This is a genomic window from Cellulomonas chitinilytica, assembly GCF_016862675.1.
Taxonomy (GTDB): Bacteria; Actinomycetota; Actinomycetes; order Actinomycetales; family Cellulomonadaceae; genus Cellulomonas; species Cellulomonas chitinilytica.
The window spans coordinates 89,883-101,257 of the sequence record NZ_BONK01000013.1; the positions used below are offsets into that span (position 1 = coordinate 89,883).

At 74.4% G+C, this 11,375-nt stretch carries 10 protein-coding genes; 5 read left to right on the forward strand and 5 right to left on the reverse strand.

Going from position 1 to position 11,375, the window contains the following annotated elements; translation table 11 throughout:
- The first annotated feature begins 36 nt into the window (after positions 1-36).
- Genes rph through Cch01nite_RS17680 form a run of 3 tightly spaced genes read left to right on the forward strand, consistent with a single transcriptional unit; the run spans position 37 to position 3,197 of the window.
- Positions 37-819: a ribonuclease PH gene (rph, locus tag Cch01nite_RS17670; RefSeq protein WP_203757806.1), complete on the forward strand. Its 783-nt coding sequence runs from the start codon at positions 37-39 to the stop codon at positions 817-819.
- Positions 816-1,442: an RdgB/HAM1 family non-canonical purine NTP pyrophosphatase gene (rdgB, locus tag Cch01nite_RS17675; protein WP_203757807.1), complete on the forward strand. Its 627-nt coding sequence runs from the start codon at positions 816-818 to the stop codon at positions 1,440-1,442. Before rph ends, rdgB begins: the two co-directional genes overlap by 4 nt.
- A gap of 6 nt (positions 1,443-1,448) precedes the next feature.
- A complete protein-coding gene (locus Cch01nite_RS17680) occupies positions 1,449-3,197 on the forward strand; it encodes an ABC-F family ATP-binding cassette domain-containing protein (protein ID WP_203757808.1) in 1,749 nt (582 codons plus the stop codon).
- Between the two features lie 16 nt (positions 3,198-3,213).
- Here the strand turns inward: Cch01nite_RS17680 and Cch01nite_RS17685 are convergent, their stop codons facing one another.
- Complete coding sequence (locus Cch01nite_RS17685) at positions 3,214-3,768, reverse strand: NUDIX hydrolase family protein (RefSeq protein WP_203757809.1); 555 nt, start codon at positions 3,766-3,768, stop codon at positions 3,214-3,216.
- Positions 3,769-3,900: 132 nt separating this feature from the next.
- On the opposite strand from Cch01nite_RS17685, the gene trxA reads away from it, so the two are divergent.
- Positions 3,901-4,272, forward strand: coding sequence for a thioredoxin (gene trxA / locus Cch01nite_RS17690; protein ID WP_203757810.1), 372 nt, complete (start codon positions 3,901-3,903; stop codon positions 4,270-4,272).
- Between the two features lie 167 nt (positions 4,273-4,439).
- Entirely contained in the window at positions 4,440-7,595 is a 3,156-nt protein-coding gene (locus Cch01nite_RS17695; RefSeq protein WP_239070914.1) for a glycosyl hydrolase, read from the forward strand.
- A gap of 82 nt (positions 7,596-7,677) precedes the next feature.
- Here the strand turns inward: Cch01nite_RS17695 and Cch01nite_RS17700 are convergent, their stop codons facing one another.
- From Cch01nite_RS17700 to Cch01nite_RS17715, 4 genes are read right to left on the reverse strand one after another with little or no spacing between them, the layout of a single operon-like run.
- Positions 7,678-8,937 carry an ABC transporter permease gene (locus Cch01nite_RS17700; protein ID WP_239070915.1) on the reverse strand — a complete coding sequence of 420 codons (1,260 nt, stop codon included), beginning with the start codon at positions 8,935-8,937 and terminating at the stop codon, positions 7,678-7,680.
- Entirely contained in the window at positions 8,934-9,644 is a 711-nt protein-coding gene (locus Cch01nite_RS17705; protein WP_203757811.1) for an ABC transporter ATP-binding protein, read from the reverse strand. The genes Cch01nite_RS17700 and Cch01nite_RS17705 overlap by 4 nt, the downstream gene beginning before the upstream one ends.
- Positions 9,641-10,690: a peptidoglycan-binding protein gene (locus Cch01nite_RS17710; RefSeq protein ID WP_203757812.1), complete on the reverse strand. Its 1,050-nt coding sequence runs from the start codon at positions 10,688-10,690 to the stop codon at positions 9,641-9,643. Before Cch01nite_RS17710 ends, Cch01nite_RS17705 begins: the two co-directional genes overlap by 4 nt.
- Before the next feature lies 1 nt (position 10,691).
- Entirely contained in the window at positions 10,692-11,306 is a 615-nt protein-coding gene (locus tag Cch01nite_RS17715; protein WP_203757813.1) for a hypothetical protein, read from the reverse strand.
- Positions 11,307-11,375: the final 69 nt, after the last annotated feature.

Consider the following 11,375-nt stretch of genomic DNA (forward strand, 5'->3'; position numbering starts at 1 on the left):
CCGGGACTGTCGGCCCCCGCGGTTAGGCTCGTCCGCATGACTGCCACCACCCCCGTGCTGCGCGCCGACGGCCGTCGGCCCGACGAGCTGCGCCCCGTGACGATCACCCGCCGGTTCCTCGAGGCCGGGGAGGGCAGCGTGCTCGTCGAGTTCGGCGGCACGAAGGTGCTGTGCGTCGCGTCGTTCACCGAGGGCGTGCCGCGCTGGCGCAAGGGGTCGGGCGAGGGCTGGGTCACGGCCGAGTACGCGATGCTGCCGCGGGCCACGTCGAGCCGGTCGGACCGCGAGTCGATCAAGGGGCGCGTCGGCGGCCGGACGCACGAGATCTCCCGCCTCGTCGGGCGGTCGCTGCGCGCGATCATCGACGTCGCGCAGCTCGGCGAGAACACCATCGTGCTGGACTGCGACGTGCTGCAGGCCGACGGCGGGACGCGGACGGCCGCGATCACGGGCGCCTACGTGGCGCTCGCCGACGCGGTGGCGTGGGCGACGGAGAAGCGGCTCGTGCCGAAGGGCCGCACGGTGCTCAAGGACTCGGTCGCCGCGGTGAGCGTCGGCATCATCGACGGCGTCCCGATGCTCGACTTGCCGTACGTCGAGGACGTGCGGGCGGAGACGGACATGAACGTCGTCGTCACGGGGTCGGGCACGTTCGTCGAGGTGCAGGGCACCGCCGAGCACGCGCCGTTCGACCGTCGCGAGCTCGACGTGCTGCTCGACCTGGCCGTGGCCGGGACCGACCGCCTCGCGCAGATCCAGGCCGCGGTCCTCGCAGCGCCGCCGGCCGACGGGTCGGCGACCCGCGTCACGCTCCCGTGAGCGTGCCCGCCGGCGCCAGGCTCGTCCTGGCGACCCACAACGCGCACAAGGTCGGCGAGCTGCGCGCGATCCTCGCGCCCGCGCTGCCGGGCCTCGACCCGTCCGCCGTCGTCGGTGCCCGCGAGGTCGGCGCGCCCGAGCCGGTCGAGGACGGGGTGACGTTCGCGGAGAACGCGCTGATCAAGGCGCGGGCGCTCGCGGCGTTCACGGGGCTGCCCGCGGTCGCCGACGACTCGGGACTCAGCGTCGACGTGCTCGGCGGCGCACCCGGCATCTTCTCGGCCCGCTGGGCCGGGCGGCACGGCGACGACGCGGCGAACCTCGACCTCCTCCTCGCCCAGCTCGCCGACATCGCGCCCGAGCACCGGGGTGCTCGATTCGTCTGCGCGGCCGCTCTCGTGACCCCCGACGGGTTCGAGCACGTCGAGACGGGTGCCCTCGTCGGCACGCTCGCGGGGAGCCCGCGCGGCGAGCACGGCTTCGGGTACGACCCGGTGCTCGTGCCGCTCGGGGAGTCCCGGACGTGCGCGGAGCTGTCGCCGCAGGAGAAGAACGCGATCAGCCACCGCGGGCAGGCCTTCCGTGCGCTCGTGCCGGCGGTGGTGCGGGCGCTCGGAGGGTGACGGCCGGTGGCTGACGCGAGCGCGGCAGACGTCCAGCTGGTCGCCGACGGCGTGACCTTCGGCTACCCCGGGCACCCGGTGCTCGACTCGGTCGACCTCGTCGTCTCGGCGGGCGACCGGATCGGCCTGGTCGGCGAGAACGGCGCGGGCAAGACGACGCTGCTGCGGGTGCTCGCGGGCGACCTGGTCCCGTCGGCGGGCAGCGTGCGGCGGGTCGGCAGCCTCGCTGTCGTGGACCAGGAGCTCGACGTGGCGAGCGACGAGACGATCGGCTCGATGGTCGCGGGTGCGCTGGCGACGGTCCGGGCCGCGTCGGACGCGCTCGCCGCCGCCGTCGAGGCGTTCGACCACGAGTCGGGGGACCTCGCGGCGCTCGGCCACGCGATGCACCGCTACGAGCACCTGGCCGCGTGGGACGCCGACCGGCGGATCGACGAGGCGCTGACCCGGTTCGGCGCCCCGCGCGACCACGAGCGGCGGCTCGCGCAGCTCAGCGTGGGGGAGCGGTACCGCGTCCGGCTGGCGTGCCGGCTGGGGGAGCGGGCGGACCTGCTGCTGCTCGACGAGCCGACGAACCACCTCGACGCGGCGGGGATCGACCACCTCACCGCGCAGCTCCAGGGATGGCCGGGCGCGCTGGTGATCGTCACGCACGACCGCCGGCTGCTCGACGACGTGATGACGGCGATCCTCGACCTCGACCCGGCGATGGACGGCCGCCCCGCGCTGTACGGGGCGACCCGGTACGCCGACTACCGGTTCGCGAAGGACCAGATGCTGCGCCGCTGGCGGGCCCGCTACCGCGCGGAGCGCAAGCGTGCGCTGCAGCTCGCGGAGCGGCTCGACCAGGCGTACGAGGGGCTGTCCGACGAGTGGCGCCCGCCGAAGGGGTCGCAGGCGCACCGCCGGGCCACGCGCGCCCGCATCCACGTGAAGGCCGCGGACCGGCTGGTCGAACGGCTCGAGGCGCAGGCCGTGGAGGTGCCCGTGCCACCGCTCGCGCTGTCGTTCCCGGACCTGCCGTCGATCCCGCGGCACGCAGGCGTCCAGGACCCGGACCGCCCGTCCCGCGACGACGACCTGGCCGCGGCGGCACCGCAGGTCAGGGGACCGCTGCTGGAGGTGCGGGCACCGCGTGTCGAGGGGAGGCTCGACCTGCCCGGGGTCCGGATCGACGTGCCGCCGTGCGGGCGCCTGCTCGTGACCGGGCCGAACGGGTCCGGCAAGTCGACGCTCGTCGCGGCGCTCGCCGGGCGGCTGCCGCTCGACCGCGGGTCGCGGACGGTGGCGCCCGGCGTCCGGCTGGGGGTGCTCGCGCAGGAGGGCCCGACGGAGCACGCGCGCGACGCGGGGAGGTCCGAGCCGGACGTCCCGGGGGCCGTGACCGCGGCGGCGCCGCCCGTGTCGGCCTTCGACGCGTACGCGCGGCATGCGCTCGACCTGCTGCACGGCGGGCTGCTCGACCCGGACGAGCTGGTGCCCGTCGCGGCGCTGGGCCTGCTCACGGAGGAGGACCTGGACCGGCCGTTGCGCGACCTGTCCGTCGGTCAGCGCCGCCGGTTCGACCTGGCGTGCGCGCTGCTGGCGGCGCCGCACGTGCTGATCCTCGACGAGCCCACGAACCACCTGTCGGTCGGCCTGGTCGACGAGCTCACGCAGGCGCTGCGGCTCACGTCCGCGGCGGTGGTCGTCGCGACGCACGACCGCAGGATGCGTGCCGACCTGGGCGACTGGCCGGAGCTCACGCTGTCCTGACGCGGGACGGCGCGAGTCAGGGCAGGCGGCCCACGTGCGCCATCGCCTGCCGCAGCAGGAGCCCCTGCCCGCCGTTCATCTCGACCTGCACCTGCTCGGCGCACGCCTCCTCGGGGGTGAGCCACGCGAGGTCGATGGCGTCCTGCTGCGGCCGGCAGTCGCCGAGCACGGGCACGACGTAGGCGAGCGACACGGCGTGCTGGCGGGGGTCGTGGTACGGCGTGACCCCGGGGGTCGGGAAGTACTCCGCGACGGTGAACGGCTGGGGCGACGAGGGGATCTGCGGGAGTGCGACGGGGCCGAGGTCCTTCTCGACGTGCCGCACGAGCGCGTCGCGCACGCGCTCGTGGTACATCACGCGGCCGGAGACGAGGGCGCGGGACATCACGCCCTCGGGGGTGACGCGCAGGAGGAGGCCGACGGCGACGACGTCGCCCGAGTCGTCGACCCGGACGGGCACGGCGTCCACGTAGAGGATCGGGAGCTGGAGTCGCACGGCGCCGATCTGCTCGGGGCTCAGCCAGCCGGCGGGACGCTCGGGGCCGGAGGGGAAGTCGGCGGTCTCGGTCACCGTGCAGTTGTACCCCTGACGCACCGGGTGCCGGTAACGGGCGCGCGGGCGGCGGGGCGGTCCGCGTCGCCCGGGAATAGTCACCGGTACCGTGACGCTCTACCACGCGACACTCATCACGGGAGGTATCACGTGGCCACGACCACCCTGACCGCCGACACCATCGGTCAGACCATCAAGGACAACGAGATCGTCCTCGTCGACTTCTGGGCGGAGTGGTGCGGTCCGTGCCAGCGCTTCGGCCCGGTGTTCGAGGCGTCGTCGCAGGAGCACCCGGACGTCGTGCACGCCAAGGTCGACACCGAGGCGGAGCAGGCGCTCGCGCAGGAGCTGCAGATCTTCTCGATCCCCACGCTGATGGCGTTCCGCGACGGGATCCTGGTGTTCAACCAGGCCGGCGCGCTGCCCGCGCCCGCGCTGGAGCAGGTCGTCAACGCCGTGAAGGGCCTGGACATGGACGAGGTGCGCGAGAAGATCGCCGCCTCGAAGACCGAGTCCGCCTGACACGAGTCACCTCCAAAGGGAGCCGGTCGTTCACACGAGTCACCGGCTCCCTTTGTGTTGGGTTTGCCTAAACTTCACCCTCGTGGTTACCGTGACTGTGATCTCCCTCACACCAGCACGTCCAATGGGGGCCGTGCGGGGGGTGATCCCCGGGAGACCACGTCGGCGTGGTCACCCGGACTCGGCAGCTCGCCACCGCCCTCACCGCCGAGACGGTCGCGCCTGCCCACTTCTGGGGGCCACACACCATGCAACCTGCGCCACGGACGTCCCGTCCGCTCGTCCTGTTCCTCGCCCTGACCGCCGCCCTCGCGCTCGCCCTCACGGCGGCGCCCGCGGCCTGGGGATCGGTCTCACGCGCGAACGTGCAGACCGCCGCCACCGTCTCCGTCGGTCAGGGCGGGTACGTCGCGACACCCGTCGGACCCACACCCGAGGGGTGCGACGCGATCGAGACGGACCCGCGATCCGCCCTGACGGCGGACGCCCCGCAAGGCGCACTCCCGACGAACGACTGGTGGTCGTCGCTTCTCTACAAGCGCCTCGACTGCCGGTGGAGCCAGCCGCTGCACGCGCACCCCGTGTCCTACCTGCCGTCGGCGGGCGGCCTCGGGCTGTCGTCGACGCGCGTGCCGGTCCTCACCGGGACGCCGGGCGGGGTGGGGGAGTTCCACTACCCGTACTCGCAGGACGTCCTCGTGGGCGTCGCGGGCCTGGCCGCCCCGGAGGTCAAGGTCGCCGGGTGGAGCGACTGGACGGTCACGCCGTCGTGGTCGGACGGGACGCGCACGCTCACGGCGACGATCGGGCACGGCCTGCCGTTCAGCTGGTACCACGTGAGCGGCGGCGCGGCGACGCTGACCGGCACCGGCACGGTCACGGTCTGGCTGAAGGACGGACCGACCCTCGGCTTCACCGCCGGCGGCCACGACTACGTGGCGTACGCCCCGACGGGCTCGACGTGGACGGTGCAGGGCAGCACGCTGACCAGCACGCTCGCCGGGAAGGGGTACCTCTCGGTCGCCTCGCTCACCACCGGCGCCACGAGCAGCGACGCCGACCGGGTGGCGCAGGCGACCGCGTTCGCGCCGTACGCGTACGCCGAGGTCACCGGCACCAAGGCCACGTACACGTACGACGAGTCCGCGTCGGTGGTCCGCACCACGTACGCCCTGACCACGAAGGCGCTCGAAGGCTCCGCGAAGGGGACCGTCGTCGCGCTCTACCCGCACCAGCAGCAGTACGTGACCAGCGCGGGCGGCGGCAGCAAGCTGTCGTCCACCTACGTCTCTCCCCGCGGCCCGATGACGGCCTACGTCGGGTCGCCCTCGTTCACCACCGCGACGCCGTTCACCGGCGTCCTGCCCGAGATCCCCGCCGTCGCCACGAGCACGGGAACGCTCCGCGCCCGGCTCGACGAGCTGCTCGCCGCCGAGGACCCCGACAGCCTCGGGGCGCTCAAGGCCGACACCTACTGGACCGGCAAGGCCCTCGGCCGGGCCACGCGCATCGTCGAGATCGCCGACCAGCTCGGTGACACGGACCTGCGCGACCGCACGCTCGCGACCATCAAGGCCACGCTCACCGACTGGTTCACCGCGACACCCGGCAAGACGTCGCAGGTGTTCGCGTACGACGCGGACTGGGGCACGCTCATCGGCTACCCCGCCTCGTACGGGTCCGACACCGAGCTCAACGACCACCACTTCCACTACGGCTACTTCGTCGTGGCCGCCGCGACGCTCGCACGGTTCGACCCAGCCTGGGCGAGCAAGGACGCGTACGGCGGGATGGTCGACACGCTCGTGCGCGACGCGAACAGCTACGACCGGTCCGAGACGCGGTTCCCGTACCTGCGCGACTTCGACATCTACGCCGGTCACGACTGGGCGTCCGGGCACGGTGCGTTCGACGCCGGCAACAACCAGGAGTCCAGCTCGGAGGGCATGAACTTCGCCGCCGGTCTCGTCGAGTGGGGCGAGGCGACCGGTGACACGGCCGTCCGCGACGCCGGCGCGTACATCTACGCCACCGAGGCGGCCGCGATCCAGGACTACTGGTTCGACGGGTCGGGGGCCATGCCGCAGGGCTTCGGCCACTCCACGGTCGGCATGGTCTGGGGCGACGGCGCGTCGTACTCCACGTGGTTCAGCGCCGAGCCGGAGATGATCCAGGGCATCAACACGCTGCCCGTCACCGGCGGCCACCTGTACCTCGGTCTGCGACCCGACGACGTCGAGGCCAACTACGCCGAGCTCGTCAAGGCCAACGGCGGCCAGCCGTCCGCGTGGCAGGACATCCTGTGGAGCTACCTGGCGCTCGCGGACGGTCAGGCGGCGCTGACCAGCCTGCTCGCCAACCCCGGGTACGCCGTCGAGGAGGGGGAGAGCCGGGCGCACACGCTGCACTGGGTCGCCAACCTCGCGTCGCTCGGTCACGTCGACCCGACGGTGCGCGCCGACCACGCGCTCGCCGTCGTCTTCAAGGGCGCGGGCGGACGGACGTACGTGGCGTCGAACCCGACCTCGGCGCCGCTCACGGTGACCTTCAGCGACGGGACGCTGCTCGCCGTGGCCGCCGGGAAGACGGTCACGTCCGGGGCGTTCACGTGGAGCGGCGGCGGCGCGACGGGCGGTCCGACCGGCACCCCGACACCCACGCCGACGCCGACGCCGACTCCGACGCCGACTCCGACGGTCACGCCGACGCCGACGCCCACCGTGACGCCGACGCCGACGCCGACCCCGAAGCCGACCAAGACGCCGACGCCCACCAAGACGCCGAAGCCGACGAAGACGCCGAAGCCCACGAAGACGCCGACGCCGACCCCGACGCCGACGGGACCGCAGCCGAGCGTGTTCACGCGATACCTCGGCCCGAACGGGTCGCTCGTCGCGCAGCAGCCGACCAGCCCGCCGACGGTCGTCGTCCCGCAGGCGTTCGGCATCGACACGGGCCAGGAGTCCCCGAACGCGCTCGTGTGGACGGCGAGCGGGCTCAACGGCACCCCGACGGGGGCGGGGCCGACGTTCGACGTCGCGCTCGACGCGGGCATGGTCGTCGGCAACGGCACCCGGATCTCCCTCTCGTACGACCTCACGGGTGACGGGACGTGGGACCGGACGGAGATCTACCGGTACTTCGCGACCGACCCGATCCCCGGTTTCGAGCACCTGACGGAAGCCGTCGGGCTGCAGTCGGCCACCGGGACGCTCGGTGCGCTGCACGGCGGGACCGTCCGGGTCGCGCTGTGGAACGCGATCGGGTCCGGCCCGACGAGCGTGGGGGTGCCCGAGACGGTGATCAGGCTGCCGCTGAGCTGATCGCCCCCACGGACGGACGGGCCGCCGGACCCCCCTCGGGACCGGCGGCCCGTCCGCGTCGAGAGGACCGTCCCGACGCCCGTCACGCGGTCCGCAGCGCCTCGGTGGGCGGCACCCGGGCGGCGCGCATCGCCGGGTACAGGCCCACGAGCGAGCCGATGACGAGCGAGCAGGCGAGCCCGGCCACGACGGGCCGCCACGGCACGACGATCGCCCAGCCCTGCGCGGTCGCGTACCCCCAGGTCAGGGCCACGCCGAGCAGTGCGCCGGCCACCCCGCCGAGCAGCGAGAGCAGCACGGACTCCACGAGGAACTGCCCCCCGATGGAGCCCCGGGTGGCGCCGAGCGCCCGGCGCACACCGATCTCCCGGCGCCGCTCCAGGACCGACACGACCATGACGTTCGCGATCCCGACTCCACCGACGAGCAGCGCCACGCCCCCGAGGCCGAGGGCCAGCAGCGTGAACGACCGGGTCGCGGCGTCCTGGGCGGCGAGCGCGTCGGACGGGCGGGACACCTGCACCTCGTCGGGGGCGGCGGGGTTGGCGGTCCTCCCGAGCAGCGCCCGCGTCGCGACGACCTCGTCGGGGTCGACCCGCACGTACACGCCGGACGGCGGCAGGTCCTCGTCGGAGACCGCGTCGGCGACGGTGGTGCCGATGATCGCCGCCTCGTTCAGCTCCGACGCGAGGACCACCGGGTCGAGGATGCCGACGACGGTGAACGGCCGGCTGCCGATCCACACGTCGACTCCGCCGTCGAGCGAGCCGATCGCGAGGCGTCGCGCGGCCGTCGAGCCGAGCACCACCGCGGGGTACCGGGACGTCGCGTCGTCGAGCCAGCGACCCTCGCGGAGCGTCGCCGCGACGGTCCGGAGCAGGTCGAGGTCCGCCGCGACGACACCGATCCCGCTCGTCTCGCTCGTCGGGACCAGGTCGTTGCGCCGGACGGTCGCGTCGACCTTGCGCACGGCGGCGGCGGACTCGACCGTGGGGATCCGGGCGATCATCGCGACGGACTCGTCGGGCAGCGTCGCGTCGTCGCCGAGCACCCCTTGGCCCGGGGCGACCGTGAGCAGGTTGGTGCCGAGCGCGTCGAGCTGCGCCTGCAGGTCGGCGCGCGACGACTCGGACAGGCCGAGCACCCCGACGAGCGCGGTGATCCCGATCGCGACGCCGAGCGCCGACAACGCCGTGCGGCCCTTGCGGACGGTGAGTCCGCGCGCGCCGAGCCGGAGCCGGTCGCCGGCGGACATGCGCCGGACGACGGTCGGGCCGTCCGGCCCGTGCGGACGGCGGTCCCGCGGGCGGGCGACCGGGGGCCCGACCTCGGTGCGCGTCACGACGTCACCCCGGCGGACGACGGCGGCACCGGGCACGTGTCGTGCTCCACGCGCCCGTCCCGCATCGACACGACGCGCGGCAGCCGCCCGGCGATGTGCTCGTCGTGCGTGACGACGACGATCGTCGCGCCCTCCTCGTGCAGCGTGTCGAACAGGTCGAGCACCGCGGCGCCGGACGCCTGGTCCAGGTTCCCCGTCGGCTCGTCCGCGAGCAGGACCCGCGGCCCGTGCACGAGCGCCCGGGCCACGGCGACCCGCTGGCACTCGCCACCCGACAGCTCCGTGGGCGTGTGCCCCGCACGCGCACCGAGCCCGACGCGGTCGAGCGCCTCCCGGGCCCGGCGCAGCCGCTCGGGTCGCCGGACACCCTGGTAGAGCAGCCCGTCGGCGACGTTCTCGAGCGCGGACCGGCCGTCCAGCAGGAAGAACTGCTGGAACACGAACCCGAGGTGCACGGCCCGGACACGGGACAGGGCGGCGTCCGACATCGCGGTGACGTCGTCGCCGGCGAACCGCACCCGCCCCGTCGAGGGTCGGTCGAGCGCCCCCATCACGTGGAGCAGCGTCGACTTGCCCGAGCCCGACGGCCCGACGACGGCCATGTAGTCGCCGGCCTCGACGCCCAGGTCGAGGTCGTGCAGCACCGTGAGCGCCGCCGGGCCCGTGCCGTACGTCTTGGTGACCCCGTGCAGCTCGACGACGGTCATGGCGTGACCACCACCTCGTCGCCCTCGGCGACGTCGTCGCCGGACACCTCGACGTCGGTCCCGGCGAACGCCCCGGTCGTGACCTGGACGTACCGGGTGGAGCCGTCGTCGAGGACCTTCTCCACGCCGTGCCCGCCGGTGGACAGCGCGACGAGCGCGGTGACCGGGACGACGAGCACGTCGGTCGCGACGACCTGGTCGAGGACTACCTGCACGGGCGCCCCCTCGAGCAGCGCCGCCACGGCGTCGCCGGTCGCCGCGATCGACACCTCGAGCTGCTGCTGCTCGTCGGTCGTGACGAGCTCGACGGCCGACACGGTGCCGTCGGTCGTCGTCCCGTCGGGCAGCGTGAGGTGCGCGCTCGCCCCGACGGGCGCGAGCGCCGCCTGGCTGGTGCGCAACGCGCACGTGACGACCATCGGCGTGCCGCCGACGGCGAGCACGGGCTTGCCCGGCTCGACGGTCGCTCCCAGGTCGAGGAGGTGCTCGGCGACCCGCACGTCCTGGGGGGTGAACACGACGTCGCCGAGGGCCACCGTGCCCGTCTGCGTCTCGCCGAGCGCCTTCTGCCAGCGCTTGACGGCGGCCGTCGTGGCCGCCGTCCAGTCCTCGTCGACGGTGAGGCCGAGCCCGGTCGTGTACCCGAGGTCGACGAGCGCCTGCTCGAGCTGCTGCACGTCGGCACCGTCCGTCGACGACGGGCCGAGCTGCCGCCACGCGGGTTCCGCACCGGTCAGGCGGACCACGGGCCGGGTGTCGACGGCGTAGAGCACCCCACCCTGACCGACCGTCTCACCGACGGCGGCGAGCGCCGTCAGCGTGCCCTGGTCCCGGGCCTCGAGCGGCGTCGTCGCGCCGTGGCCGAGCTCGCACTGGGTCGTCGTGCTCGAGACGAGGTCGGACCGCGTCACGGTGGCGGTCGGGCGGCTCGCGGAGGCGGACGGCGACGCGCCGGACGCGGGGTCGGCAGGTGCGCCGCACGCGGTCAGCAGGCCACCGACGGCCAGCAGGGCGAGCGCGGGGACGAGGCGGACGGAGGTCGTCATGTCAGCCCTCGTTCTGCGGGGGCTCGACGCCGGCCTCGTCGGCGCACTCCAGCAGGTCCTGCTCGAACTGCGGGTCGCCGGGCTTCGGCTCGCCGGGCGTGGCGGCACCGTCCGGGCTGCGGTGGTGGTGCTGCGTCACGCGGCCGCCGTCGAACTCCGGGTCGGACACGTCCCAGCCGCGGTCGCGCATGCACTGCGCCTGGTCGAGGAACGCCTGCTTCTGCTCCTCGGAGAGCTCGCGCCCGTCGTCCTGCGGCTCGGCCATCTCCTGCCAGGTCGCGCACGCGTCCTCGGCCGCCTGCATCTGCTCGGGCGACAGGCCCTTGCCGTCGACGGTGACCTTCCCGTCGACGGGGTCCGGCACGTCCACGCCCTGCTCGCGCATGCAGCGCGCCCACTGGAGCATCGCGTCCTCGGGGTCGAGCGAGGCGGACGCCGACGGCGTGCTGCCGGGGTCCGCGTCCCCGGTGGCTCCCGGGAGCGCCGAGGAGGGTGTGTCCGCGGTGCAGGCGGCGGCGGCGAGCACGACGCCGACGGCGCCGAGCGCGCACAGCAGGTGGCGGAGCGGCGGGCGGCTGGTCCTGGTGGGGTGCGGACGCGTGTCGATGGTGGTCACGGTGGGCTCCTCGGATCGTCGGGAGGGACGGCCCCAGCCCACCGCCGCGCCCGTTCGGCCAGCGTTGGC

Coding starts and splice junctions, on each gene's coding strand:
- Cch01nite_RS17710 (WP_203757812.1), bottom strand. CDS start 10,690: ATGACGACCTCCGTCCGCCTCGTCCCCGCGCTCGCCCTGCTGGCCGTC.
- rph (WP_203757806.1), top strand. CDS start 37: ATGACTGCCACCACCCCCGTGCTGCGCGCCGACGGCCGTCGGCCCGAC.
- Cch01nite_RS17705 (WP_203757811.1), bottom strand. CDS start 9,644: ATGACCGTCGTCGAGCTGCACGGGGTCACCAAGACGTACGGCACGGGC.